Here is a 25,035-nt window from a genome sequence, read left to right on the forward strand (position 1 = left end):
CGCCTCAGTGGTCGCCCGCGTCGGTGAGGAGGCGGCGGGCCTGGCGGACGACGGCCTCGTCGGCGAAGCGGCCGTCGGCGAGGGCGACCGCGCCCTGGTCGGCGGCGGAGACGACCTCCAGGGCGGCCACGATCTCCTCCCTGGTCGGGCGGTAGGCCGCCGCGAACCACCGCGAAGCCGACGCGCGTGTGCGTGCGGCCTCCGATCCGATCAGGACGAAAGCGTAGATCCCGCGCGCGGCCGCGTTCCACGGACGGTCAGACTACGACGGCGGTGAGTTCTTGCCGACCTGCGAAGAAACACGCTGAAGACATACAAATAGAGCCTGGACATATAGAACCGCCTCCTGTTGCCTCCATAAGTGGAAACGGGAAACACCGGAGCGTGTCTTGTCTGACCGACAGCAGCTGACGCAGGCTGGTGAGCGCTGATCCACTGCTTCGCGGACAAGGCGGTGGCGGAGGTTCACGTGGTTCAGCAGTTGGTCCTCTTCGGTACGGAGCTTCGGAAGCGGCGCCTCGCTGCCGATCTCACCCTTACCGATTTATCCAAACTAGTGCATTACAGCAAAGGTCAGCTCAGCAAAGTCGAGCGAGGAATCAAGGCCCCGAGCCGGGAGTTGGCTCGTCTCTGCGATACCGCGCTCAATGCCGGAGGGAAACTCGCCGGCCTGGTAAATGAGCGGCTTCCCCGAGAAGGACCTGAAGAAACGACCGGCGACGACGAGGTGTGGCTGATGCAGTTATCCGCAGATGGACGAAGCTGGTTCCAGCCCATGAGTCGAAGGCAAGCGCTGGCCTCGGGTGCGGCCTCGATCGCGGGCATGAGCATCGGCGGGCTGACGAACCCGCTTGCGGGCAAAGACGGGTCGCTTCTCGGAGCATCTCGATCGCTGTTCGACTACTACCGGCAACTCGGCCAGACCGTCGCTCCCAATGTCTTGATCCCCGCACTTATCGCGCAGACTCATACGCTCCGAGAACTGTCCAGCCGTGCCGACACCCGGACTCGCCAAGGGCTGCTGAAGCTCGGTTCCCGGTACGCCGAGTACGTCGGCTGGCTCGTGCAGGAGACGGGCAACGAGCAGGCAGCGCTGTGGTGGACACAACGAGCCGTGGATCTGGCCGCCGCCGGGGGCGACTACGACTTGGCCGCGTACGCACTGGTCCGCCGGGCACTTGTCACGCTCTACCGAGCGGATGCCACGCAAACCGTCGAGTTGGCCCAGCGAGCCCAGAACGACAGGGTCCCGCCGCGAATCCGCGGTCTGGCCGCGCAGCGCGAGGCACAGGGGCACGCGCTCGCGGGCGACTACGACGCCTGCATGCGCGCACTGGACCGCGCGAGGGAACTACTCGCCCTGGCTGTACCGGACTCCGACACACCCGTCATCGGCACTACCAATCTCCCCGACCCGGTCGCAATGGTCTCCGGCTGGTGCCTCTATGACCTGGGGCGGCCGGCCGATGCCGCTGAGATCATGGAGACCCAGTTGTCGCAGGTGTCGTCCCAGGCCATGCGGACCCAAGTGCGCTATGGCCTACGCTGCGCGCTCGCCCATGCCGCGGCCGGCGAGGTCGACCACGCGTGCGATCTCGCCATGCGGTTGTTGGGCAGCGTCACCGCGGTGGGCTCCGCCACGATCACCACCGACCTGCGTGCCCTCGCCCGCGTCCTGGCCCGTCATCCGCGCAACCGGTCGGTGCGCGATCTCGCCCCCGAACTCGGCACGACCCTGCAGATCATCACACCGTAGAAGAAAGGATCCGCATGCCCACCGTGTTCATCAACTATCGCACAGGCGACGGCGACAAGACCGCCATCCTCATCGAGCAGGAACTGTCCAAGATAATGGGAGGGAAGGAACAGATCTTCCGCGCTACCAGATCCATCAGGCCCGGCCAGCGTTTTCCCGAAGAACTGCTCGGCAACGTGCGGCGCGCCACCGTCATCCTCGCCGTTATCGGTCCCAGCTGGACCAGTTCTGCGAAGCTGCGTGACAAGGACGATTGGGTCCGGCGGGAACTCCGCGAGGCGCACACCCTCGGAATACCGGTCATCCCGGTTCTGGAAGGGCCGGGAGCCAGACGGCTCGACCCGGCGGAGCTGCCGCTCGAACTTAAGTGGCTCACCGAGGTCCAGTCGGAGCGCCTGAACCTGGAGAACCTCGAGGCCGACCTTGGGCGCCTGTTCACCAGGTTGTCCGAATGGATTCCGTCACTCAGGTCCGTGACCCGTCAGACTTCCGGGCCGGCGGCGGACACTGCCGCCCCAGGCTCGCTGCGCAATTCGGCCGGCACGATGTATGGCCCTGCCATCCAGGGTCGTGACGTCACCACCGGGGACATCACCACCGGTGACGTCATGACCGGCGAGATCCGCACCTATATCAGGGATAACCGCGGCACAGCTCACACGGGCGACGGCAACATCTACAACCAGCAATTCTCCGGTAACGGGGCGGCGTTCGTCGCAGGTGACAACCACGGAGGCATCGGCCACCGATTCGACGGCGTCCGTGAGGACGACAAGGAGGACGGCCATTGAGCGAGCAGGTTAGGTCATCCGTCTCCGTCAATCACGGATTCCTGCACACGGGCGACGGCGACCTCAACGTCTTCCTCCAACTGGCGGCGGCCGCGGGCAAGGATCCGCGGGTCGTCGCCGACGATCACCTGAGATGGCTCCGCCGACGTTTCCTCGAACCCGGTGGCTTCGGCAGAGCACGTACCGTCCTGGAATCGTCGGGCACCGTTCTCCTCGAAGGAGCTCCGGGCACCGGTCGGAAGGCCGCGGCCTGGATGCTCCTTGCCGAGCTGTACTCAGGGGCCGAGACGTTCAAGGAGATCCTGCCGGAGGAGAAACCCCCTTATCTCCGCACCGGCCACGTCAGCGAGGGCGCTTTGTTGCTCGTGGACCTGTCCGTCATCACCAGCGAGGCAAGCTGGACGGAGATCCAGAACGAGCTTCCCGGTTTCCGTACAGCCGTACGCGAGCACGGGGCCCATTTGGTGGCGGTGCTTCCTGACACGACGGCCGACCCGCTCGGTGCGGACCTGCGCCCCTTCCGGGTCGAGATCACCCGTCCCCGGGCTGGACCGGCGCTCCAGCGCTATTTACGTGCGGGGGGCGTCCCCGCCGCCGAGACCGGCCCGGAGCCTGCCGGCCTTTCGGGATTCCTGGCCGTCAACCCGCCCATGCGGCGAATCGCCTATTTCGCCGAGCTCGTCATCGAGGCACGAGCGTCGGCCAGGCCAGAAGACGATTTCGCAGCCTGGTGCGCCGCCGCTTTAGCCGTGCTGGACAACAAGCAGAGCGTGCGCGTCACGGAAAAGCTGGCAGTACTCGTGCAGGGCCCACAGCGGGCGCTACTGCTGGCCACCGCCATGCTTCACGGAGCTCCCGCCGAGGTTGTCCGCCGAGGAGCCGCCCAAATGCTGCAGGTGGTGGAGCATCCGCAGGACACGCTCCCGCTGCTGGAACACGAGGACATCACCGTACGGTTGAAAGCCATCGACGCGGCGGCCGACTCCTCGGGACGGGTGAGATTTACCTCGTTCGGGTACGACGCGGCGGTCCGGGCGCACTTCTGGGCCCACTGGCCCGAATTGCGACAACCCATCGAGCGGTGGATGACCGACACCGTGGGCTTGCCCGGTATGGAGGACAGTGACCGCGAGACCCTGGTCAAACGGTTCGCAGATCTGTGCCTGCACGACAGGTACCGGGACCTGCTGCTGGATTTCGTACGGCAGTGCGCGCAGGACAACCGGAACGGCGACCGCATGAGCGCCGCCGTACAGGCACTGCGGCGGGGCCTCGAACACGAGGCGCACGGCAGGTTCTTCCGAAGAAGGATCTACGACTGGTCAAAGGACACGGCCATCTCCAAGGGCCTCTCGCAGGTGCTCGTCGTGGCGTGCTGGAAGGTGATCGCCGTCCACCATCCGGACCAGGCCATGGTGCGACTCCACCATCTGGCCCGCAGGGAGCGCGGCACGACGCATGCCCGCGATGCCCTCGATCGGATAGTGGCCGCCGACGACCAGCTCCGCGTCTGGATGCTGAAGCGGCTGGCTGATCGGCTCGAGTCGGCGGACGAGACATGGAAGCGCTTCGACGCCGGCATGTTCCTCGAGTTCGTCGGCACGGTTCCGCTCACGGCTCCCGGCCCGCTCACCCGGCCGCCGCTGTCCGACCCCGCCGTCCGGGAACGGCTGATCTCCGGCTGGCATGCCGTCCTCCGCCTGCACCCTTACGAAACTTGGCGTCGTCAGGCCGAACGTTGGATCCGAGCGGCCCTGGAGGACGAGCGGAACCGCGAGCATCTCCTCGACGTGCTCGTCGGCGGCGGCGGACAGCGTACGGATCTCCTCGCTCCCCTTTACATCGTCACGCGGGACCTTGCGCTCCCCACGTCGGAGACGCGCGAGCGCCACGCCCGCCTCGTCGGCCTCGTCCGGCAGAAGATCGACGCTGCTCTGGGCCTGCAGATGGCGTAAGCCCCTCATCAGGACAATGGATCAGAAAGACAATGTCATGAGTTCTGGTCGCAGAACGGTTACGGTGTATTTCGTCCTCTTCGCGGGATTGATTCTCGCTGGCCTCATTGCCTTCGCCCCGGTGCCTCCCTGGGTGTGGATCGTACTCGCCGCGGCGACCGCCGTCGTCGTGCTCCTGGTCAGAAGCATCGGCCGGGGAACGGACGACGCACTCCCTGTCGAGATGCCCTACTCTCCGCCCACTCCGCCGGAGCCCCGTGAGCAGCGCATCATCGATGTGGCGCTGCCAAGCGAGGAGGAGGACTACGACTTCCTGTTCTCGGCGGCGGTGCGATGGTCTCCGATCGCCGGAGCGGCGGGAGAGCCTGGAGTCAACCTCGCCGGGCTGGCGGTCGACGCGATTCTGGAACGCGCCAAAGCCATCACGAGGAACCGCCCTCCTAGCAGAGCCTCCCTCGTCCAGCACGAACTGAACGGCGCGCTGGGCACGATGCGACCGGACGCCGCGGAACGCGTGTGGGCGATGGCCGAGTCGGTCACGCTCTCCCTCCCCGACCCTGACCGGCAGCGACTGGACAAGCTCGCCGAGATACGGAAGCAGAAGGCCGTCTGGGAACACGAGAGAACCTACGAACAGAGCAAACGGCAGTACCTCGGGGAGGACGTGCTCAAGGATCCGGGCAGCGCCGTGGTCTGGTGGCTCGCCAGGAACGACGACCGCGTGGAGAAGGTGGTGCAGGATCTGGGCATCCTCGCCCAGGTTTCCTCCGCCGCGAATAACCAGGAGGTGCCGGAGTGTTTCCGGCCCTTTGTCCCGTGGACGCCCTCCGCTCAAGCAGAGGACGAGCCGCTGGTGAGCGACCCCGCGCAGGACGCCACCGACCATTTCGCCGCGTTCCTGGCCGCAGCCGGCTTCCCCGACGGCGACCCACAGCGTGCCCTGTTCAGTCGGCAGGTCGCCGAATACCTCGTCAGATACGGCAAACAGAGCGTGGCCGACGACCTGACGCACCGGTTCGACGCCCCCAGCACATTCCCACCCGACGAAGGGTCTGTCCCCAATGAACGGGCCGGTGAAGGGCCGCCCTACGACGACCTCGGCTGATCCGGTCAGTGGTCGCCCGCGTCGGTGAGGAGGCGGCGGGCCTGGCGGACGACGGCCTCGTCGACGAAGCGGCCGTCGGCGAGGGCGACCGCGCCCTGGTCGGCGGCGGAGACGACCTCCAGGGCGGCCACGATCTCCTCCCTGGTCGGGCGGTAGGCCGCCGCGATCACCGGAAGCTGGATGGGGTGGATGGCCGCCCGGCCGCGGAAGCCCATGGCCCGGCCCGCCGCGCAGGAGGCGGCAAGGCCGTCGAGGTCGCGGACGTTCGTGTACACCGACTGGGCCGGGGCCGGCAGCCCCGCCGCCCGGGCCGCGACCACGATGCGGGACCGGGCCCAGGTCAGGCCCGCCTCGTCGGTCACGCCGAGGTCGGCGCGCAGGTCGGCCTCGCCCAGGCCGATCCCGGCGACGGCCGGTGAGGCGGTGGCGATCTCGAAGGCGCGCTCCAGCCCGAGGGCCGACTCGATGATCGGGCGCAGCGGCACGCCCGGCACCGCGTCGGCGATCCAGCGGACCTCGTCGGCCGACTCCACCTTGGGGATGCGCACGCCGCCGCCGCCGTGCAGCAGCGTTCCGAGCGCGTGCAGGTCGGCCTGGCCGTACGGCGTGCGGACGTCGTTGACGCGGACCTCCACGCGCGGCTGCGGCGTGGCCAGCAGGGCGACGACCCCGGCCCGGGCAATGCCCTTGTTCTCCGGGGCGACCGCGTCCTCCAGGTCCACGATCACCATGTCCGCCTCGCCGCCGAGGGCCTTGCCGATCCGGTCCGGGCGGTCGGCGGGCACGTACAACCACGTCAGGGGTCCGGAAGAAGGCATGGCGTCAACTCCTCGCGAATCCTCCGTGCCCCTTTCCGGAAGATCTCCACTCATGCCCGATCACCTTGTGACATGTCACACCACGCCCTTGGCCCGCAGCGCCTCGATCTCCGCGCCGGTCAGGCCGAGGCCGTGCAGGATCTCGTCGGTGTCGGCGCCGTGCGGACGGCCGGTCCACCGGATCCGTCCCGGAGTCTCCGACAGCCGGAACATCACGTTCTGCATCCGCAGCGGGCCGAGCTCGGGGTCCTCCACGGTGGTCACGGCGTCGAGCGCCGCCAGCTGCGGGTCGGCCAGCACGTCGCGCACGTCGTAGATCGGCGCCACCGCGGCCTCCGCCTCCTCGAACGCCCGCAGCACCTCCTCCCGGGTCCGCTCGCCGACCCACGCCGCCACGGCCGCGTCGAGCTCGTCCGCGTGCGCCACCCGGCCCGCGCCGGTGGCGAACCACGGCTCGTCCACCAGGTCGGGCCGTCCGACCAGGCGCATCACCCGTTCCGCGATGCTCTGCGCCGAGGTGGAGACCGCGACCCAGGAGCCGTCTCGGCACCTGTAGGTGTTGCGCGGCGCGTTGTTGACCGAGCGGTTGCCCGTACGCGGGGGCACGACGCCGAGCCGGTCGTAGATGGTCGGCTGGGCGCCGAGCACCGTCAGGATCGGCTCGATGATCGACAGGTCGACGACCTGCCCGCGCCCCGACCGCAGGGCCGTCATCACGGCGAACGCGGTGGCCAGCGCGCAGATGCCGTCCGCGAGCCCGAACGGCGGCAGCGTGGGCGGCCCGCCGGGCTCCCCCGTCATCGCGGCGAACCCGCTCATCGCCTCGGCGAGGGTGCCGAAGCCGGGCCGCCGCGCGTACGGGCCGAACTGGCCGAACCCGGTGACCCGGGCGAGCACCAGGTCGGGGTTGACCTCGCTGAGCCGGTCCCAGGACAGGTTCCAGCGCTCGAGCGTGCCGGGACGGAAGTTCTCGATGAGCACGTCGGCGTCCTCGACGAGCCGGACCATCAGGTCCTGGCCCTCCGCGGCGGACAGGTCGAGCGTCATCGTCCGCTTGTTGCGGCCGAGCATCTTCCACCAGAGCCCCTCGGGCCCGTGCCCGCGCGAGGGGTCCGGCCTGCGCGGGTGCTCCACCTTGACGACGTCCGCGCCGTAGTCGCCGAGCAGCATCGCCGCGGTCGGCCCGGCGAACAGTGTGGCCGCGTCGATGACGCGGACCCCCTCCAGCGGCCCGCCTGTGCTCACAGTCCCTCCAGAAGACGGTCGATCTCGTGGCGGTGCGGCATGGAGGTGCTGGCGCCCTCCCGCTGCACCGACAGCGCCGCCGCGGCCGAGGCGAAGCGCAGCGCCCGCGCCGGGTCGGCCCCCTCGGTCCTGGCCACGGCCAGCGCCCCCGCGAACGTGTCCCCCGCCGCCGTGGTGTCCACCGCCCGCACCGGTACGGCGGCCTCACGCAGGCGGGTGCCGTCGCGCGAGCCGTACAGGGCGCCCCGGGCGCCCAGGGTGACGACGACCTCGGGGACGAGGTCGAGCAGCGCCTCCAGCGCGTCCCGGGGATCGTCACGGCCGGTGAGGGCCGCCGCCTCGTGCTCGTTTGGCACGATGAGGTCGACGGCCTCCAGCAGCTCGGCGGGCAGCGGCACCGCCGGGGCCGGGGTCAGGATCACCTCAGCGCCGGGAACGTGAGCCGCGGCGACCACGGCGTCCATCGGCAGCTCCAGTTGCAGCAGCAGCGCGTCGGACCGGCCGATGATCTCCGCGTCCCGCCCGGCGGGCCCGGTGACCGCGCCGTTCGCGCCGGGCACCACGATGATCGAGTTGTCGCCGCCGTCCTGCACGACGATGTGGGCGACGCCCGAAGCGCCGGGCACGACCCGCAGCCCGGCCACCTCCACGCCCGCCTCGGCGAGCGCGGCGCGCAGCACCGGCCCGAACGCGTCGTCCCCCACCGCCCCGAGGAAGGCCACCTCCGCCCCCGCGCGGGCCGCGGCGATCGCCTGGTTGGCCCCCTTGCCGCCGGGAATCGTGCGGAACTCCCGGCCCGTGATGGTCTCCCCCGGCTTGGGAGCCTGGGCGACGTACGCCACCAGGTCCATGTTGGCGCTGCCGAACACCGAGATCACCGTCGGTCCCCCTCACCAAGCGCGAGCGTGCGGGCGGCGAGCGACTCGATCGAGACGCCGTCGAAGCCGGGCAGGCTGCTGGCCAGCCGGTCCCGGGTCGTCCACCGCTCGGGGACGCCGCCCGCCAGCGCCCCGGCGATCGACCCGGCCGTGGCGGCGGCCGAGTCGGTGTCCCAGCCGCCGGCCACGGCAGCGCCGACGGTCGCGGCGAAGTCCCCGGCGCCGTGGACGAGGGCCGCCGCCAGCAGCGCCGCGTTGTTGACCGTGTGCACCCAGTGGAGGTGCCCGTGCCGCGCGTACAGCCGGTCGGCGACCCGCTCGAAGTCCGGCTCGGCCGCGGCGTCCGCGACGGCCTGCCGTACGGCTTCGGCCAGCCGCGAGCCGGACGGCACGACCGACAGCCCGGCCTCGATCACCTCGCCCACGCCCCCGGCCACGAGCGCCTGCGCGCACATCGCGGCGGCGAACATCGCGCCGTAGATCCCGTTGGCCGTGTGGCTGAGCCGGGCGTCCCGCCACGCCCATGCCGCGGCCGTCGCCGGGTCGCCCGGATTGGCCCAGCCGTACACGTCAGCCCTGATCAGCGCGCCGATCCACTCGCGGAACGGGTTGCGATGGACGGCGGTCGCGGGGGGTTCGAGACCCGCGAGCAGGTTGCGGTAGGCCGCCCGCTCGGCGGTGAAGACCCGCCCGGCGGGCAGCGCGTCGAGCCAGGTCCGCGCCACGTCCTCGGTCGTGAAGTCCGGTCCGTGCCGTTCGAGCACGGCGAGCGCGAGCAGCGCGTAGTTGAGGTCGTCGTCCTCGGGCACGCCGTCGATGTTCTCGGCGAGGCTGGTGGCCGCGCTGCGGCGGTTCCACGGCCACCGCTCCGCGATCTCCGGCGGCAGCCCCTTCGCGGTGAACCAGCCGCGGATCGGCCAGTTGCCGGTCGCCTCGGCGATGGCCCTGATCCCCTCGCGGGGGATCTTCTCCACCGGCTTGCCGAGCAGGCATCCGGCGGCCCTCCCCCACCACGCGGCCCGGACCCGCCCGGGCTCGGGCCGGGCGGGCGGGCAGGAGGCGGGCCAGTCCGGGCAGCTCGCGACGATCTCCTCGAACCCCGACGGCTCGGGCAGCGGCGAGGGGATCGCCGCGAGTTCGTCGAGCAGTTCCCCCGCCAGCGTGCGCAGCTCTGCGGGGGCGGGCCCCGGGGAGGCGCCCGCCCGGGGCGGGGCGTCGTGTCCCCCCGCGGCGTGCCAGCGGTCGCCGATGGCCGCCACCTCGGGGAGCGCCCCACGTCCGTCCTCGGCCGCCTGCCGCAGCTCGTGGCCGACGAGGTCCTCCGGCTGCACCCAGGTCAGCCGGATCATCGCGCGTCCCCCTCCCCGCGCGACCCGAGCAGGGCGTCGAAGGCGGCCTCGTGCGCGCGGCGGCGCTCCCGGTCGGCCCGGTGCACCCGCCGCGCCACGGCCGCGAGCGCCAGCCCCGGCCCGACCAGGTCCGTACGGCTGGCCGTCGCCACCTGCTCCAGCCAGTCGGCGGGGACGGCGGCCCGCCCGCCGAGCGCCCCGGCGACGGCGCCGCCCATCGAGGCGATCGAGTCGGCGTCGCGCCCGTAGTTGACGCCGCCGAGCACGGTCTCGCGGTAGTCGCCCTTGGCCATCACCAGGAACGCGAGCGCGAGCGGCAGCTCCTCGATGCTGTGCACCCGGCTCGGCCGCCGCGCCCCGAGACCCTGGTCGCGGTAGGTGTCGGCCACCGTGTCGTACGGCCTGATCGCCGCCCGCAGGGCCTCGAACGAGCCCTCCCAGTGGCCGAGGCCCCGGGCGACCGAGCACACGGCGTCGATGGCGGACCGGGTGCCGTCGCGGGCGAGCCGCAGGCAGGCGGCGACGACCGAGTCGGGCGTCGCCCCCGGCCGCATCGCCTCGGCGACCGCCGCCGCGAGCACCCCCGCCGCCTCGCGGCCGTAGCTCGACTGGTGCGCCCCGGCCAGGTCGATCGCCTCGGCGTACGCGCCGTCGGGGTCGCCGGCGTTGACGACGCCGACCGGGGCCATGTACATCGCGGCGCCGCAGTTGACGATGTTGCCCACGCCCGCCTCGCGAGGGTCGGCGTGGCCGTAGTGCAGCCGCAGCACGAGCCACTTCTCCGCGAGGAACACCCGGTGGAGCGGCAGCGCCTCGGCCTCCAGCTCGGGGATCCACCGCTTCTCCCCCATCATCTCGGGGACCAGATGCTCGGCGGCGGCGTAGGCGTCGAGGTGGGCGCCGACCCGCTCGTACACCCGGATGAGGGCGTGCGTCATCAACGTGTCGTCGGTGACGTGGCCGTCTCCCTTGTGGTACGGCGCGATCGGGCGGGCGTTGCGCCAGTCCTCGTTGAAGGGAGGGACGACGCCGCGGACACGGCCTCCGTAGCGCTCCTGGATCTGCTCGGGCGTCCACCCCTCGGTGGCCCCGCCGAGCGCGTCACCCACCGCGGCGCCCGCCACACACCCCACGGCGCGATCGGCCAGCAGGTCATCATCCGGCAGGTCCTCCTGCGGCGTCATCCAGTCCTCCCCCTTGTCCGTACGCGTGACGGGCGTCATGCGAGTCGCCCGGCGATGTCCAGCAGGTCGGTTCCCGCGAGCTCCGGCAGGCAGCAACCGGCCAGGGTGCGGACCCGCTCGCGCCAGGCGGCGGGCAGCGCGTCGTACCCCGCGGCGCAGCCGAGCAGCGCACCCGTGAGCGCGGGCGCGGAGTCGGCGACCGGCGCGAGGCAGGCCGCCGCCGAGACGCCCGCACCGAACGCCTCCGCGCCGAACTCCTTCACACCGAACTCCTCCATACCGCGCGTCCCTCCGGCGGAGGAGACGGCGGCCTCCGCGAGGGCCAGCGCGATCGGCACCGTCTGCGCGGCGGCCACGCCGTAGCTGTAGACGTGGTCGAGCACGGCGGCGTCCAGCGCCGGGACGGCGGCGAAGGGCGAGCCTGCCGCCCGCGCCGCCGTGAGCGCCTCGCGCGCCGCGTGCCCGATGGCCGTGTCCGGCGGCAGCGCGCCGAGCGCCGCCTCCACCGCGTCGGCCATCGCGGCGCCCTCCGTCAGCGCCGCCACCGCCCGGGCCATCGCGACCGCGCCGAGCACGCCGTCCTCCGCGTTGGTGACGCACGCGTCCTCCAGCGGGTCCAGCCCGGCCGCGCCGAAGGCGACGGCCCGCACGGCCGCGGCGTCGTCGAAGTGGTGGGGGTTGTCATGCCCGCTGGCGGGCGGGCGCTTGCCCGCCGCCAGGTTGTCGAGCGCCGCCCACACCGAGATGCGCGCCCGGACGTCGTCGCGGCCCGCGAGCCGGCCGAACGCCTCCGCGCGGTCCTCCCGGATGCTCAGGGCCGTCCAGGCCAGCCACTCGGCGTCGTCCGACGGGCCGGCCGCCAGCGGCGCCACCGGCTGGTTCAGCGCGAACGGCACCGGCAGCGTGGTGACCTGATGCTCCTCGGCGAACGCGTCGAGTTCCCGGTGAAGCCGCCTGCTCCAGCCGGCCAGCAGCGTGGACCGGTGCCGGACGGCCGGCCACCCGGCCGCGTCGCCCGCGGCGAGCCCGGCGAAGGCCCCGCGCACACGATCGAGCCGGTCCCGCCCGTCCCGCCTGTCCCCCGATGGCATGTGGTCCTACAGTCCTTTCACGATCTCGTCGGCGACGTCGCGGACGTCCCGTCCGGCGACCACGGGCAGGCACCGGCCCGCCACCGGGCCGATGCGCTCGGCCCAGCGCGCGGGCACCGCCGCCTCGCCCCGGCCCGCCCCCGCGAGAGCCCCGGCGACGGCGGCGGTGGTGTCGGCGTCCCTGCCGAGGTTGGCCGCCGTGACAACCGACGCCTCGACCTCCCCGCCGCCCGCCACGTAGGCGGCGAACGCGAGGGCGACCGCCTCGGGCGCCAGGTCCGTCCACGGGTAGTGCTTGACCACGACCGTGTCGTGTAGCGCACGTCCCAGGAGGGGACGGGGCGTGCGGGCGGCGACGTCGAGCGCGGCGCGGAGGTTGCGGGCCGTCCAGGAGTCCTCCGGGACCGCCCGCAGCGCCGCCCCGGCCACCTCGGCGGGCGGGGCGCCGGTCATCGCGACCGCGACCGCCGCGGCCACCGCCCGGCCGCCGAGTATCCCCTCGCCAGTGTGGCTCACCCGCCCGTCGGCCTCCGCCAGCCGCGCCGCCTCGTCCGGGTCGCCCGCCGCGAAGATCCCGTACGGCGCGGCCCGCATGGCCAGGCCGTCGGACCAGCCGTGGGCGTGCCACCGGCCGGTCAGCGGCGGCTCCAGGCCGCGGCGCAGGGCCTCGACGGTGCCGAGCTCGGAGAACCCGGCGCCGCGCATCGGCCCGTCGAGCCGCGCCACGATCTCCTCGCGCCAGGCCCGTGCCACGTCCTCGGAGGTGAGCGCGTGGCCGTGGCGCAGGAGCACGGTGGCGGCGAAGATCGTGTACTCGGTGTCGTCGGTGCCGCCGCGCTCGATCTCGGTGAGCACGCCCCACCGGGCGGCGATCTCCTCCGGAGTGAGGTTCTCCGCGGGGGCGCCCAGGGCGTCGCCGGCGGCGAGGCCGAGCAGGCAGCCCCGGGCGCGGTCGCGTACGGAGATCAACGGCTGTACCGCTCCAGCACCTTGTTCCCCTCCTCGACGAGCCGCTTGGCCAGCTCGTCCAGGCTGATCTTGTCGGCGAAGTACTCCTGCATCGCCGGCGTGGCCACCTTGCTCTTCCACTCGTCGAACCCGTTCACCTTGAGGAACGGCGCGACGACGAGGTCCTTCGCCGAGGCGGTGGCGACGTCCCACCCGTTCTCCTTCGTGGTGAGCGCGGGGTCCTTCGCGGCGGTCGTGCTGGTGGGCAGCAGCCAGTCACCCTTGGCCAGTTTCGCCTGGTTCGGGCCGTTCAGGAAGTAGGCGATGAACTTCAGCGCCTCGTCGGGGTGCTTGCTGTCGGCCGCGACCGACAGCGTCTGGGAGACCGCGCCCTGCTGGGAGGTCTGTCCCTTCAGCGGGGGCAGCGTGACCCACTCGAACCCGCTCGGCGCCTGCTCGGCGACCTGCTGACGCAGGTAGACCCCGGCCGGGACGATCGCGTACTTGCCGGCGAAGAAGCCCGGCAGCGGGTCGGCGGTGCCCATGCCGAGCGCGGACGGGTCGGCCGACTTGTCGGTGTAGAGCTGGTCGTGGACGCGCTGGAGCACCTCGCGCTCCTGCGGCCCGACCTTCACCGTGGTCTTGCCGTTCTGGGTGTCGAAGAAGGTGCCGCCGAAGTTGAGCGCCAGGTTCAGCATCTTGTTGACCGGCGACTTCATCGGCCAGGCCACGCCGTACGCGCCCTTCTTGGTGAGCTTCTTGGCCACGTCGGCGAACTCGTCCCACGTCCACGGGGAGTCGGGGGTGGGCACGCGCACGCCGGCGTCGTCGAGCAGCTTCTTGTTGGCGATGAGCACCTGCGACTCCTGCAGGAACGGCACGCCGTACACGCCCTGGCCGCTCTTGCCGTCCGAGAAGGTGACCGTGTCCCACGCGGCCTGCGGGATGTCGCTCTTCAGCTCGGCGGGGACCTTGCCGGTGAGGTCGAGCAGGAAGCCCCGCGAGGCGAAGCTCGACAGCGCCGGGGAGTCGTCGTGGATGACGTCCGGCGGGTCGCCGGCCTCGAACGACGTCACGAGCTGGTCGTTGACGTTGTCCCAGCTCCCCTGGACGTACTCGACCTGGATCTTCGGGTTGGCCGCGTTCCAGTCGGCGACGATCTGCTTGTTGGCCTCGATCGACTCCTTCTGCCAGGCCAGGCTGAGGAAGCGCAGCTTCACCGGCTCCCCGGACGCGGCGTCGCCGCCGCCGTCACCTCCGCCGCTCCCGCATCCGGCGGCGAGCGCGACCGCCGCCACGGCCAGTGCGGCACTCAATCTCTTCATGCCGCCTCCTCGCCTTCGGCTCGGAGCGACATTCGTCGATCGCAGTGTTTCCCGATTCGCTCGCTACGCTCGCTCATTGAGACCTCCTATCAGGTGTCGCCATGCGGATCAGCCCTTGACGGCCCCGGCCATCAGGCCGGACCGCAGGCGCCGCTGGATGATGGCGAAGAAGACGAGGCTCGGCACGGTCGCGAGCAGCGACGCCGCCGCCAGCGGGCCGAGCCGGGCGACCCCCTCCGGGCCGACGAAGCGCACCAGCGTCAGCGGAAGGGTCTCCACCTCGGGATCCTTGAGGATCACGAGGGCGAACATGAACTCGTTCCAGGACGAGATGAAGCTGAACAGCAGCGTCGCGACCACGCCGGGCGCGAGCAGCGGCGCGACGACGGCGGCCAGTGCGCGCAGCCGGCCCGCGCCGTCCACGGCCGCCGCCTCCTCCAGCTCGCGCGGCACCGCCCGCACGTATCCGCGCAGCATCCACAGCGCGAACGGCAGGACGAACGTGACGTGCACGACCGTGAGCCCGGCGAGGGTGTTCACCAGTTCCAGCCGCCGCAGCACCATGAACAGCGGGATGATGATCAGGACGACCGGGAAGACCTGGCTGACCAGCACCCAGCCGATCGCGATCTTCCCGGCGACGCCGCGGAACCGGGCCAGCGCGTACGCCGCGGGCAGCGCGAGCGCCACCGTGATCAGGGCGGTGGCGACCGCGACGACGAGGCTGCGCAGCCCGGCGCCGACCAGGTCCTGCTCCGCGAAGGCGTCGGCGAAGTTGGCCAGCGTGGGATGCCGCGGGATCCACGTGGGGTCGAGAGCCGCCATCTCCTGCGGCGTCTTCAGCGCCGTGGACAGCAGCCACAGCAGCGGGAACGCCAGGAACACGACGTACCCCAGCAGAGCGAGGTACTTCAGCGCGCGGGTCATGTCAGTCTCCCTCCCGCGCCTGCCGCCACAGGTACAGGCCCAGCACGACCAGCACGACGATCGTGATCGCCACGCCGAGCGTCGCGGCGTACCCGAAGAAGCCGTACCGGAACGCCTCCTCGTACGCGAACAGCATGGGCAGCCTCGTCCGCCCGCCCGGCCCGCCCTGGGTGAGCACGTAGACCAGGCTGAACTGGTTGATGTTCCACACGAAGTCGAGCGAGGTGATGGCCACGATGACGGGCCGCAGCTGCGGCAGCGTGACGTTCCAGAACCGCCGCCAGGGGCCCGCGCCGTCCACGCTGACCGCCTCGTACAGCTCCCTCGGCACGCTCTGCAGGCCGGCGAGCAGCACGACCGTCGTCTGCGGCATGCCGGTCCAGACCCCGACGACGATGACCGCGGGCAACGCGAGGGAGAAGTCGTGCAGCCAGTCGACGTTCGAGCCGAACAGGCCGTTGAGCAGGCCCGCGTCCGGGTGATAGACCAGCCGCCACATCAGGCCGACCACCACCGGCGGCATGGCCCACGGCACGACCGCCAGCACCCGGGCCACGCCGCGCAGGCGCAGGTCCTGGTTCAGCAGCAGCGCGAGCCCCAGCGAGGCGAGGAACTGCAGCACGGTCACCGACAGGCCCCAGATCATGCCGATCCGGAACGACTCCCAGAAGTCGCCGTCCGACAGCAGCTCGGCGAAGTTCTCCAGGCCCACGAACGAGGTCTCGGTGTTGCGGCCGGACCGCGCGTCGGTGAAGGCCAGCAGGATGCCGTAGACCAGCGGGCCCACGCTGAAGATCAGCACCGGCACGAGCGCGGGGAGCAGCAGCGCGAGGCCGCCCCCGGACCGCGGCCCGCGCCGCGGCCCGCCTCCGGCGCGGCCGTACCGCCGCTCGGCGAGCGCGGTCACCGGGCACCTCCCGGCGACGCCTCGGGAAGGGTGGTCGAGCCGCGGATCGTGAGGCTCGGCCGCACGACCGCCACCCGCGGCTCGCGCGGGCCGTTCTGCAGCCGGTCGAGCAGCAGCCCGGCCGCCGCCCGGCCGCGCTCGGCCGACCCGAGCGAGACGCTGGTCAGCGTCGGCCAGGTCACCGAGGCGAGGTCGGTGTCGTCCATGCCGACCACCGCCACATCGCCGGGGACGTCCCTGCCCTGCTCGCGCAGCACGTCGAGCGCGCCCAGCGCGATGAGGTCGTTGGCGCACATCAGCGCGTCCACACCGGGCACGCGCGACAGCAGCGCCCGCGCGGCGCGCGCGCCGCTGTCGCGGTAGAAGTCGCCCACCTCGACGAGGTCCTCGTCGTACGGCAGGTCCAGCGCCTCCAGCGCCTCCCGGTACGCGGCGGCGCGGGCGGCGCCGGGAACGGTGTCGAGCGGGCCGTTGAGGAAGCCGATGCGCCGCCTGCCGATGGCGTGCAGGTGATCCAGCGCGAGCCGTACGCCGGTTCTCGAGTCGGTCCGCACGTTGTCCACCAGCGCGCCCTCCGGCATGTCCTCGGGCAGAGAGCCGATGACGACGACGGGCGCCCGCGCGGCGACGATGGCCTCGACGTGCTCCTCGGTGACGCCGCGCAGCGGGCTGATGATGAGACCGTCCACGTAACGCTCGCGCAGCCCGCGCAGCACGCCGAGCTCGTCCTCTGCCTCGCCGTCCGTGGAGTGGATCAGGAGCCGGTAGCCGGCCTCCTTCAGCAGCGGCTGGATCTCGCGCACCATCGCCACGTAGACCGGGTTGCCGATGTCGGCCATGGCGAAGGCGATCTGGTCGGTGCGGCGGTTGCGGAGCGAGCGGGCGACCGAATTGGGGACGTAGCCGAGTTCGTCGGCCGCGCGCATGACGCGCTGCACGGTGTCCTCGCGCGTCGGCAGCCCGTTGAGCACCCGTGACACCGAGGCGATCGACACACCGGCGCGTTGCGCGATCGTGGTGATCGTGGGACCCTCGGTCAACGGCACCTCACTTGGAAGAGAGTGTCCTGTAATCGTTTACCAGCCGGTAACGCACAGCGGTCTGTAAACGTTTACGGCCGGATGAGTCCATATCAAAGCGGGTCCCTTGGGGAGCGTCAAGTAACGAACACATAAACCGCCTAGATCACCAAGCCGCAACAAGCCGCGCGTTGGTTCTGCTCTGAGACCAGATTCGCCCTAGAATCCGCCGATGTGAACGAAGGTCACGAGGACCCGCCGAAGCTCCCCACCAGAGAGCGCTCTCCTCGGCCCGGAACCGGCCGCCACCGACGGCCGCTCCCCGCCGACCTGCCGCCCGACGCGCCCGCCCTGGTCCTGGCGGTGCCGGGCAAGGCCGGGGACCCGGTGGGCCCGAGCGGCGACGTGGCCATGGAGGTCGCCTCCATCGTCAGGCTCGACAACCCGCAGATCGACCTTCGCATCGTCTCGCTGGCCGACGGCGGCGCCGACCTCACCAAGGAGTTCGCGTCCATCGCCGCCCAGCGGCCCGCGGACGGACCGGCCGCGGTGGTCGTCCCCCTCGTCACCGGGCCCCATCCGCGCGTCCTGCGCGCCGTACGGGACGCCGTGACGCAGAGCGAGGCCGCAGTGCGGATCACCGAGCCGCTCGGCCCCCATCCGCTGCTGGCCGAGGCCCTGCACGTGCGCCTGGCCGAGGCGGGCCTGGCCCGCGCCGACCGCATGCGCCTTTTCAACGTCTCGTCGCCGGTCGACGGGATCATCGTCGCGACCGCCGGGGGCGACGAGGCCGCCCGCGGCGCCGACGCGACCGCCGTCCTGCTGGCCGCCCGCCTGACGCTCCCCGTCGTCCCCGCCGCGCTGGACGGCCAGCCCAGCGTGCGCGACGCCGCCGAACGCCTGCGCAACATCGGTGCCAACCGGCTGGCCATGGTGCCGTACGTCATCGGCCCCGAGGCCGACCTCGGGGGGATCACGACGGCCGCCGAGTCGATCGGCGCCGGGTGCGCCGAGCCCCTCGGCGCGCACGAGTCCGTGGCCCGCATGGTGTGCGTGCGGTACGGCGCCGCCTTCGGCGGTTTCGACGGCTTCGACGACCTGTCCGAGTGAGAGCGGTGCCGGCGGTCAGCGCCGCACGAGAAGGCTGATCTGGGCGCCGGCCTCCCGGAACCCGAGGGCCCTGGCGACGCGTCGCGCTCTCCTCGGCGTCCTGCCCGTCCACGGAGTCCACCAGGCCGCCGACGTCCGGATGGCCCGCCGGCAGACGTTCGACCCGGACGCCGGTGTGGGCGGGGGCGAAGTCTCCGGCGTCGAGGTACGCGAGCGTCGCCGGGCCCAGCAGCTCGCGGACGGAAAGCCGGACGGAGGGCCGGGCGCGCAGCAGGGACAGATCCATGCGGCAGGCGAGGAGGGCGTCGCGCAGCGGCCCGGCCAGATCGGCGCGGCCGAGGTCAGGGCAGGCGCGGCCGTGGCCGCGTCGTCAGGAAAGAGGGCGGCGGCCGGGGAAGCCGAGGTCGCTGCGGTGATACCAGCCGAGGGCGGTCTCCCCCTCCAGCCAGCACAGCCGTACGGACACCTCGCCGAGCACGGCGGGGAAGTCGACGAGCAGCGGGGCGACGCCCTTGATCTCGATGTCCTCGGCGTCGAACCAGCTCAGGATCTCGTCCATCCGCGCCTCCAGGCCCTTGGCCTCCGGCAGGCCGCCGAGGGGTGAGGCGCCCGCGTGCCGCAGGTCGTGGGTGAGCTCGGCCAGGTCGGCGCGTACGACGACGAACGCGCGGGCGTGCTCCAGCACCGCCGGCATCAGCGACCTGGCCTCGTCGACCGTGAAGATCCTCGCCACCCTCCGGACGCTACCGCATCGGCCCGCGCGAGGCTCACAGGCGGCGGCGCAGCAGGCAGAACTCGTTGCCCTCCGGGTCGGCGAGCACGTGCCAGCTCTCCTCGCCGGTCTGGCCCACGTCGGCCGGCACGGCGCCGAGCTTCAGCAGGCGCTCCAGCTCGGCCTCCTGGTCGCGGTCGGTGGGGTTGACATCGATGTGCAGGCGCAGCTTGCCCCGCTTGGGCTCGGGCACCGGCTCGAAGATGAGCGTCGGCTGGAGACCGCCGAAGCCGGTGCCCGGCGGGCCGATCTCCACCCAGCCGTCCTTGCGCTCGATCACCTCGAAACCCAGCACCTCGCACCAGAAGGCGGCGAGCCGCTCGGGATCGTGGCAGTCGACGACGAGTTCACTGATACGACAGGCCATGACTGCGGCTTTACCCGTGGACGGGCTCCCCATGCAGCGGGCAGTGGGCGACCTCCGGATGGACCGTCAGCCATTCGAGCCGCCGCCGGCTCTCGTCGTCCATCGGCGTGTAGACCACGATGCGGGTCTCCGGCGGCGCCGCCAGCGCCATGCTGGTGGACGTCAGGCGGATCAGCCCCACCGACGAGTGCTTGAACAGCTTCATCCGGACGCCCGGCCTGGCCACCTCGTGCATCGCCCACATCCGGGCGAACTCCGGGCTGGCCGCCGACAGCCGGGTGACGAAGCCCGTCCACGCCGGCTCTCCCACGTGCCTGCCGAAGGCCGCCCGCAGCGTCGCGACCATCTGCGGGAGTTCCTCGTCCTTGTTCACGAGCGGGCAGCAGCAGTCCGGCATGGTGAACACCCGCCACAGGACGTTGCGCTCGAGCCGCGGCCGGCCGACCACGGACGCGAAGATCGTGCCGTACGCGGCGTTCCAGGCGAGCAGATCGTAGCGCCCGTTGTAGACGCACGCGGGCAGCGGGTCGAGCTGGCGCAGGATGGTGTGCACCTCGGCGTCGAGGCCGTCCCCGTCTCCTGCCGGATCGGCGATCTCCGGCAGGTCCGCCAGCCGGTAGAGGTGCTCCCGCTCGGCCGCGTCCAGCCGCAGCGTACGGGCGATGGCGTCGAGCACCTGCACCGACGCGTTGATGGGGCGGCCCTGTTCCAGCCAGGTGTACCAGGTCACGCCCACGCCCGCGAGCTGGGCGACCTCCTCCCGCCGCAGGCCCGGCGTGCGGCGGCGCAGGCCGGGCGGCAGGCCGACGTCCTCGGGCCGGATGCGCTCGCGCCTGCTGCGCAGGAAGGCCGCGAGCTCCTCACGCCTGGTGTGCCTGGTGCTCATCCCCGTCGTCACCTCCCCATCGTGCCGGGTGCGCGACCGCGTTGCCAGGTGGTGTCAGTACCAGTATCGGCAGGCTCTCGTTACCGGTATCGCGGCGGCCGCATCGTTGCCGCCATGACCACTGTCACGACCCGCGCGCCGGCCGCGCGGCGAACCTCACCGGCTGTGCTGCTCACCGTCATCCTGGCGGGGCAGTTCATGGCCATCCTCGACGCCACCATCGTCAACGTCGCCGCGCCCACGATGCGCACCGACCTCGGGGCCACCGGCTCCGGACTGCAACTCGTCATCTCCGGCTACACCGTGGCGTACGCCATGCTGCTGATCACCGGGGCACGCCTCGGGGGGCTGCTCGGCTACCGGCGGCTGTTCCTCACCGGGCTCGCGGTGTTCACGGCCGCGTCGCTGATGTGCGGGCTCGCCCCGTCGATCGGCGTGCTGATCGCCTTCCGGCTGGTGCAGGGCGCGGGAGCCGCCCTGATGGTGCCCCAGGTGCTCAGCCTGATCCAGGTCACCTTCGACGGCGCCACGCGGGGCCGGGCGCTCGGCGTCTACGCCACGGTCATCTCGGCCGGCGCGGTCGTCGGCCAGGTGCTCGGCGGGCTGCTGGTGACCGCCGACCTGTTCGGCACCGCCTGGCGGCCGGTCTTCCTGGTCAACGTGCCGATCGGGCTCGCGCTGCTCGCCGTCGGCGCCCGCACGCTGCCCGCCGTGCACGTGCGGCGTGAGCAGGGGCTCGACGTGCCCGGCCTGGTCACCCTGTCGCTCGCGGTCTGCCTGCTGGTCGTGCCGCTCGTGCTCGGCCACGAGGAGGACTGGCCGCTGTGGGGGTGGGTCGCGATGGGCCTGTCGGTTCTCGCGTTCTGCGCGTTCCTGCTCGTGGAGCGGCGTGCGGCGCATCCGCTCGTCCCCGGCCGCCTGCTGCGCGCCCCCGGGGTGGCCGTCGCCGCGTCCGGCATCTTCCTCGTGATGGCGGCGTACGGCGGCTGGCTGTTCGCCATGGCCCTCCACCTGCAGGGCGACCTCGGCGACAGCGCCCTGCGGGCGGGCTGCCTGTTCATCCCCGCGGCGGCCGCCTTCGGGCTGACCAGCCTCAACTGGAAGCGGCTGCCGGCCCGCCTGCACCGGCCGATGATCGTCGCGTCCGCCGTCGTCACCGCCGCGGGCGAGCTGGCCCTGGCGGCGGCGCTGGCCGGCGGCGGCCACGGCGAGCCGCTGCTGGAGATCAGCTTCGTGGCCATCGGGGCCGGCATGGCGGGCACGTTCAGCCCGCTCATGGCCGTGGCGCTGGCCCGGGTCGCGCCCGCCGACGCGGCCGACGCCAGCGGCCTGCTGGCGATGATGCTCCAGCTCGGTCAGGTCGTCGGCGTGGCCGTCTTCGGCACGCTGTTCCTCAGCCTCGCCCCGTCGGCGCACGCCGCCACGGTGACGTCGCTGTGGCTGGCCGCGGTCTCGCTGGCCGCGGGCGGGTGCGCGCTGCCTCTCCTGCGCACCCGCCGGAACTCCGGATGAGCACTCATCCGAGCACCCGGATGAGCGCTCAGATGAGGCCGAGGGCGAGCATCGCGTCCGCCACCCTCCTGAACCCGTCGATGTTCGCGCCGGCCACGTAGTCGCCCGGCATGCCGTACGCGTCGGCGGTCTCCAGGCAGCGGGCGTGGATGTCGCTCATGATCTCCTGGAGCCGCCGCTCGGAGAACTCGAACGTCCACGAGTCGCGGCTGGCGTTCTGCTGCATCTCCAGGGCGCTGGTGGCCACGCCGCCCGCGTTGGCGGCCTTGCCGGGGCCGAAGGCCACCCCCGCCTCGCGGAACACCCGGATGCCCTCGGGCATCGTGGGCATGTTGGCGCCCTCGCCGACCGCGACGCACCCGCCCCGCACGAGTGCCTCGGCGTCCTTGCCGGTGATCTCGTTCTGCGTGGCCGACGGCAGCGCCACCTCGCAGGGCACCTCCCACACGCTGCGCCCGGCGACGTACGTCGCCTCGGCGCCGCGGCGCTCGGCGTAGTCGCTGAGGCGGCGCCGCTCGACCTCCTTGACCTGCTTGAGGAGGTCGAGGTCGATGCCCTTCTCGTCCACCACGTAGCCGGATGAGTCGGAGCAGGCCACGACGACGCCGCCCAGCTCGCGCACCTTCTCTATGGCGTAGACGGCGACGTTGCCCGAGCCCGAGACGACCACGCGCTTGCCGTCGAACGACGTGCCCCGCGCCTTGAGCATCTCCTCGACGAAGAACGCGCAGCCGTAGCCGGTGGCCTCGGTGCGGACCTGGGCGCCGCCGTAGGTCAGCCCCTTGCCGGTGATGACGCCGGACTCGTACCGGTTGGTGATGCGCTTGTACTGGCCGAACAGGTAGCCGATCTCTCGTCCCCCGACGCCGATGTCCCCGGCGGGCACGTCGGTGTACTCACCCAGGTGCCGGTAGAGCTCGGTCATGAAGCTCTGGCAGAAGCGCATGATCTCCCGGTCGGAGCGGCCCTTCGGGTCGAAGTCCGCGCCGCCCTTGCCCGCGCCTATCGGCAGGCCGGTCAGGCTGTTCTTGAAGATCTGCTCGACCGCCAGGAACTTGATGATGCCGAGGTAGACGGAGGGGTGGAAGCGCAGCCCGCCCTTGTACGGCCCGAGGGCGCTGTTGAACTCGACCCGGAAGCCGCGGTTGATGTGCACCTCGCCCCGGTCGTCCTCCCAGGGCACCCGGAAGATGATCTGCCGTTCGGGCTCGAAGATCCGCTCGATGATCTTCTGCTCCGCATACTCGGGGTGCTTGCCGAGCACCGGGCCGATGCTCTCCAGCACCTCCTGTACGGCCTGGTGAAACTCGATCTCACCTGGATTGCGGCGCAGGACGTTGTCGTAGACCGCCTCGAGCCTCTCGTGCAGCATCAACCACTCCCTTGGTGTCTGGTTCCTCCGCATTTCACAGTAGAGGTATCCGGGTTGTGAGCAACCACATCTCAGCGCGTGGGACGTACGAGAGCGCGCCAGACGTCGATGACGAGCACCGGGCGCATGCCGACCGACCGGTAGAGGCCGAGCGCGGGAGTGGTGTTGTTGCTGTCCACGTGCAGGATCGTGCCCACCCGCCCGCGCCGCTCGTCGGCCTCGAAGGCCCGCGTGAGCAGCAGCCGGCCGAGACCGCGCCCGCGGAAGGCGGGCCGCACCGCCAGCGTGCGGACGTAGCCGCAGTTCTCGTCGGGCACGAAGTGGTTGGTGCCGAGCAGCATGGCCGCGGGCTCGCCGTGGACGCGGGCCAGCAGCAGCTGCGTCCAGTCGTTCGCGCTGGACGCCTCCATTTCGTCGGCCCACTCCTCGAACGTCTTCGGCACGAACCCGAAGTGCTCGGCGAACGCCTCCTGCTGGACGGCGTGCGCCGCGCGCAGCAGCTCCTCGCCCTCGGGCGCGCCGGCCTCGACCGTGACCCCGGGCAGGAAGAGGGGCCGTACGCCGGCGTGGTCGGTCCGCATGCGGTGGAAGCTGGTCGCGGGCGCGAAGCCGCGCTCCTTGGCCGCCTCGCGCATGACCGTGTCCTGCTCGTAGACGCTGACGTCGACGACCGCGTGGTCGTGCCCGGCCTCACGGGCGAGGTCGCCGGCCCGGCCGAGCACCAGGTCCCACACCAGGGCGGCCGCGCCCGGCTCCCGCGCCTGCACGTCGACGTCCACGTTGTCGCTCGTTCCCTTGCGCCTGGCGTAGCCCCAGCCGAGGAGCCGCCCGCCCGAGCGGACCACCCAGCTGTCGTGCTCCAGGTCCAGCTCGCCGAGAGTGTCGGCGATGTCGTCGAGCGTCCAGTCGGGCTTGCCGGTCACCTCGATGTCGTGCTCGGCGACCAGTTCGTGGATGGCCGCCGCGTCGGCGGGCGTCGGCCGCCGGATGTCGTAGTCGTTCACGCCACTGTTTGTACGCATCGCGACTTGTGGGCCGCTTGCCGCTGAATTGGCGACGCGGGACCGAGCGATCTCGGCCCGCCGTGCAACCTTCGCGGCACCGCGCGCATCAGAGAGGGCGAGCACGCCCGCGGGCATTGAAACGGGGGCGGACGCACGTGAGCCGAAGTCCAGGGCGCAACGCCGAGTTCACCGAGTACGTGACGGAGAAGGCGCTGTGGCTGCGCAAAGTCGCCTACCTGTTGTGCGGCGACTGGCATGCCGCCGACGACCTCGTGCAGGCCACCGTGACGAAGCTCTACACCAACTGGCAGCGCGCCGGCCGGGCGGACAACGTCGACGCGGCGCTCGACCTGCGGGCGGCCCTGGCCTGCCTGCCGCTGCGCATCGACGGCCTGCCCGCCGGTGTCCGCGTGCAGGAAGTGCATCTGTGGCGGCCGCCGTTGCGGGGCGCAGGCGCGTGGGAACTCCAGTTGTTCCTCTCGGCGAACGGGCTGCCCGTCACAGTCGGCGTCAGCCCGGCAGGAGGCTCCCCGCAGCCCCGGAAGAGCACCTGCACGAGCGCCACCGGCCTCGACCTGTGCGTGCAGGTCGACGGCCCGGTGCCCGCGTCGCTGCGCGCGATCGGCGGTCCGCGGGGGCTGCTCGACCGGATCACCGTACTCGGCGCCGACGAACGCGACTGGACGACCGACGTGATCGGGTGACGCGGGGCCG

At 71.9% G+C, this 25,035-nt stretch carries 24 protein-coding genes; 7 read left to right on the plus strand and 17 right to left on the minus strand.

The genetic code is table 11. The features are described from left to right. Positions 1 to 4: 4 nt before the first annotated feature. A complete protein-coding gene (locus FLW16_RS45675) occupies positions 5 to 130 on the minus strand; it encodes a hypothetical protein (RefSeq protein ID WP_260616039.1) in 126 nt (41 codons plus the stop codon). Positions 131 to 469: 339 nt separating this feature from the next. Between FLW16_RS45675 and FLW16_RS37885 the strand changes: the two genes are divergently transcribed. Genes FLW16_RS37885 through FLW16_RS37900 form a run of 4 tightly spaced genes read left to right on the plus strand, consistent with a single transcriptional unit; the run spans position 470 to position 5,607 of the window. Next, complete coding sequence (locus FLW16_RS37885) at positions 470 to 1,756, plus strand: helix-turn-helix domain-containing protein (protein WP_142565788.1); 1,287 nt, start codon at positions 470 to 472, stop codon at positions 1,754 to 1,756. 14 nt (positions 1,757 to 1,770) lie between these two features. Further along, complete coding sequence (locus tag FLW16_RS37890) at positions 1,771 to 2,547, plus strand: toll/interleukin-1 receptor domain-containing protein (RefSeq protein WP_142565790.1); 777 nt, start codon at positions 1,771 to 1,773, stop codon at positions 2,545 to 2,547. Next, entirely contained in the window at positions 2,544 to 4,502 is a 1,959-nt protein-coding gene (locus FLW16_RS37895; protein ID WP_142565791.1) for a hypothetical protein, read from the plus strand. Before FLW16_RS37890 ends, FLW16_RS37895 begins: the two co-directional genes overlap by 4 nt. Before the next feature lie 16 nt (positions 4,503 to 4,518). Continuing rightward, complete coding sequence (locus tag FLW16_RS37900; RefSeq protein WP_142565792.1) at positions 4,519 to 5,607, plus strand: hypothetical protein; 1,089 nt, start codon at positions 4,519 to 4,521, stop codon at positions 5,605 to 5,607. Positions 5,608 to 5,612: 5 nt separating this feature from the next. Here FLW16_RS37900 and FLW16_RS37905 read toward each other — a convergent pair whose 3' ends face one another. The 11 genes from FLW16_RS37905 to FLW16_RS37955 form a co-directional block, all read right to left on the minus strand. Next, on the minus strand, positions 5,613 to 6,425 hold the full coding sequence (locus tag FLW16_RS37905; RefSeq protein ID WP_142565794.1) for a CoA ester lyase: 813 nt from the start codon (positions 6,423 to 6,425) through the stop codon (positions 5,613 to 5,615). 75 nt (positions 6,426 to 6,500) lie between these two features. Then, positions 6,501 to 7,670, minus strand: a complete 1,170-nt coding sequence (locus FLW16_RS37910) for a CaiB/BaiF CoA-transferase family protein (RefSeq protein WP_142565796.1) — start codon at positions 7,668 to 7,670, stop codon at positions 6,501 to 6,503. Continuing rightward, positions 7,667 to 8,548, minus strand: a complete 882-nt coding sequence (locus FLW16_RS37915; RefSeq protein WP_142565798.1) for a ribokinase — start codon at positions 8,546 to 8,548, stop codon at positions 7,667 to 7,669. The genes FLW16_RS37910 and FLW16_RS37915 overlap by 4 nt, the downstream gene beginning before the upstream one ends. Beyond that, a complete protein-coding gene (locus tag FLW16_RS37920) occupies positions 8,545 to 9,897 on the minus strand; it encodes an ADP-ribosylglycohydrolase family protein (protein ID WP_142565801.1) in 1,353 nt (450 codons plus the stop codon). Before FLW16_RS37920 ends, FLW16_RS37915 begins: the two co-directional genes overlap by 4 nt. Further along, positions 9,894 to 11,120: an ADP-ribosylglycohydrolase family protein gene (locus FLW16_RS37925; protein WP_260616041.1), complete on the minus strand. Its 1,227-nt coding sequence runs from the start codon at positions 11,118 to 11,120 to the stop codon at positions 9,894 to 9,896. Before FLW16_RS37925 ends, FLW16_RS37920 begins: the two co-directional genes overlap by 4 nt. Next, positions 11,117 to 12,172, minus strand: a complete 1,056-nt coding sequence (locus tag FLW16_RS37930; protein ID WP_142565803.1) for an ADP-ribosylglycohydrolase family protein — start codon at positions 12,170 to 12,172, stop codon at positions 11,117 to 11,119. Before FLW16_RS37930 ends, FLW16_RS37925 begins: the two co-directional genes overlap by 4 nt. Positions 12,173 to 12,178: 6 nt before the next feature. Further along, complete coding sequence (locus tag FLW16_RS37935) at positions 12,179 to 13,141, minus strand: ADP-ribosylglycohydrolase family protein (protein WP_142565805.1); 963 nt, start codon at positions 13,139 to 13,141, stop codon at positions 12,179 to 12,181. Beyond that, positions 13,138 to 14,445, minus strand: a complete 1,308-nt coding sequence (locus FLW16_RS37940) for a sugar ABC transporter substrate-binding protein (protein ID WP_142565807.1) — start codon at positions 14,443 to 14,445, stop codon at positions 13,138 to 13,140. Before FLW16_RS37940 ends, FLW16_RS37935 begins: the two co-directional genes overlap by 4 nt. A 108-nt stretch (positions 14,446 to 14,553) precedes the next feature. Further along, positions 14,554 to 15,372 (minus strand): carbohydrate ABC transporter permease, encoded by an 819-nt coding sequence (locus FLW16_RS37945; RefSeq protein WP_142565809.1) that lies wholly within the window; start codon positions 15,370 to 15,372, stop codon positions 14,554 to 14,556. 1 nt (position 15,373) lies between these two features. Continuing rightward, a complete protein-coding gene (locus FLW16_RS37950) occupies positions 15,374 to 16,279 on the minus strand; it encodes a carbohydrate ABC transporter permease (RefSeq protein ID WP_142565811.1) in 906 nt (301 codons plus the stop codon). Beyond that, a complete protein-coding gene (locus FLW16_RS37955) occupies positions 16,276 to 17,319 on the minus strand; it encodes a LacI family DNA-binding transcriptional regulator (RefSeq protein WP_142565813.1) in 1,044 nt (347 codons plus the stop codon). The genes FLW16_RS37950 and FLW16_RS37955 overlap by 4 nt, the downstream gene beginning before the upstream one ends. 213 nt (positions 17,320 to 17,532) lie before the next feature. Between FLW16_RS37955 and FLW16_RS37960 the strand changes: the two genes are divergently transcribed. After that, entirely contained in the window at positions 17,533 to 18,408 is an 876-nt protein-coding gene (locus FLW16_RS37960; protein WP_185949772.1) for a sirohydrochlorin chelatase, read from the plus strand. A 370-nt stretch (positions 18,409 to 18,778) separates the two neighbouring features. Here FLW16_RS37960 and FLW16_RS37965 read toward each other — a convergent pair whose 3' ends face one another. The 3 genes from FLW16_RS37965 to FLW16_RS37975 are packed head-to-tail and all read right to left on the minus strand — an operon-like array spanning position 18,779 to position 20,433. Then, positions 18,779 to 19,141, minus strand: a complete 363-nt coding sequence (locus FLW16_RS37965; protein WP_142565815.1) for a DUF2203 domain-containing protein — start codon at positions 19,139 to 19,141, stop codon at positions 18,779 to 18,781. Between the two features lie 34 nt (positions 19,142 to 19,175). Next, positions 19,176 to 19,547, minus strand: coding sequence for a VOC family protein (locus FLW16_RS37970; protein WP_142565817.1), 372 nt, complete (start codon positions 19,545 to 19,547; stop codon positions 19,176 to 19,178). Positions 19,548 to 19,557: 10 nt separating this feature from the next. Beyond that, on the minus strand, positions 19,558 to 20,433 hold the full coding sequence (locus tag FLW16_RS37975; RefSeq protein WP_142565819.1) for a helix-turn-helix transcriptional regulator: 876 nt from the start codon (positions 20,431 to 20,433) through the stop codon (positions 19,558 to 19,560). A 114-nt stretch (positions 20,434 to 20,547) separates the two neighbouring features. On the opposite strand from FLW16_RS37975, the gene FLW16_RS37980 reads away from it, so the two are divergent. After that, positions 20,548 to 21,945, plus strand: a complete 1,398-nt coding sequence (locus FLW16_RS37980) for an MFS transporter (RefSeq protein ID WP_185949773.1) — start codon at positions 20,548 to 20,550, stop codon at positions 21,943 to 21,945. 28 nt (positions 21,946 to 21,973) lie between these two features. Here FLW16_RS37980 and gdhA read toward each other — a convergent pair whose 3' ends face one another. Together gdhA and FLW16_RS37990 are read right to left on the minus strand one after the other, a co-directional pair. Beyond that, on the minus strand, positions 21,974 to 23,317 hold the full coding sequence (gene gdhA / locus FLW16_RS37985; protein ID WP_142565823.1) for an NADP-specific glutamate dehydrogenase: 1,344 nt from the start codon (positions 23,315 to 23,317) through the stop codon (positions 21,974 to 21,976). 71 nt (positions 23,318 to 23,388) lie between these two features. Then, positions 23,389 to 24,321, minus strand: coding sequence for a GNAT family N-acetyltransferase (locus FLW16_RS37990; RefSeq protein ID WP_260616042.1), 933 nt, complete (start codon positions 24,319 to 24,321; stop codon positions 23,389 to 23,391). A 155-nt stretch (positions 24,322 to 24,476) separates the two neighbouring features. Here FLW16_RS37990 and FLW16_RS37995 point away from each other — a divergent pair, with 155 nt between their 5' ends. Continuing rightward, positions 24,477 to 25,025, plus strand: a complete 549-nt coding sequence (locus FLW16_RS37995) for a sigma factor (RefSeq protein ID WP_142565827.1) — start codon at positions 24,477 to 24,479, stop codon at positions 25,023 to 25,025. Positions 25,026 to 25,035: the final 10 nt, after the last annotated feature.

Origin of the sequence: Microbispora sp. KK1-11 (assembly GCF_006874435.1) — a bacterium.
GTDB classification, from domain to species: Bacteria; Actinomycetota; Actinomycetes; order Streptosporangiales; family Streptosporangiaceae; genus Microbispora; species Microbispora catharanthi.

What these genes read in the sequence shown, in the direction of transcription:
- FLW16_RS37890 (WP_142565790.1), top strand. Translation starts at nt 1,771, where the DNA reads ATGCCCACCGTGTTCATCAACTATCGCACAGGCGACGGCGACAAGACC.
- FLW16_RS37900 (WP_142565792.1), top strand. Translation starts at nt 4,519, where the DNA reads ATGGATCAGAAAGACAATGTCATGAGTTCTGGTCGCAGAACGGTTACG.
- FLW16_RS37905 (WP_142565794.1), bottom strand. Translation starts at nt 6,425, where the DNA reads ATGCCTTCTTCCGGACCCCTGACGTGGTTGTACGTGCCCGCCGACCGC.
- FLW16_RS37920 (WP_142565801.1), bottom strand. Translation starts at nt 9,897, where the DNA reads ATGATCCGGCTGACCTGGGTGCAGCCGGAGGACCTCGTCGGCCACGAG.
- FLW16_RS37925 (WP_260616041.1), bottom strand. Translation starts at nt 11,120, where the DNA reads ATGACGCCCGTCACGCGTACGGACAAGGGGGAGGACTGGATGACGCCG.
- FLW16_RS37930 (WP_142565803.1), bottom strand. Translation starts at nt 12,172, where the DNA reads ATGCCATCGGGGGACAGGCGGGACGGGCGGGACCGGCTCGATCGTGTG.
- FLW16_RS37940 (WP_142565807.1), bottom strand. Translation starts at nt 14,445, where the DNA reads ATGAAGAGATTGAGTGCCGCACTGGCCGTGGCGGCGGTCGCGCTCGCC.
- FLW16_RS37945 (WP_142565809.1), bottom strand. Translation starts at nt 15,372, where the DNA reads ATGACCCGCGCGCTGAAGTACCTCGCTCTGCTGGGGTACGTCGTGTTC.
- FLW16_RS37970 (WP_142565817.1), bottom strand. Translation starts at nt 19,547, where the DNA reads ATGGCCTGTCGTATCAGTGAACTCGTCGTCGACTGCCACGATCCCGAG.
- FLW16_RS37975 (WP_142565819.1), bottom strand. Translation starts at nt 20,433, where the DNA reads ATGAGCACCAGGCACACCAGGCGTGAGGAGCTCGCGGCCTTCCTGCGC.
- FLW16_RS37980 (WP_185949773.1), top strand. Translation starts at nt 20,548, where the DNA reads ATGACCACTGTCACGACCCGCGCGCCGGCCGCGCGGCGAACCTCACCG.
- gdhA (WP_142565823.1), bottom strand. Translation starts at nt 23,317, where the DNA reads ATGCTGCACGAGAGGCTCGAGGCGGTCTACGACAACGTCCTGCGCCGC.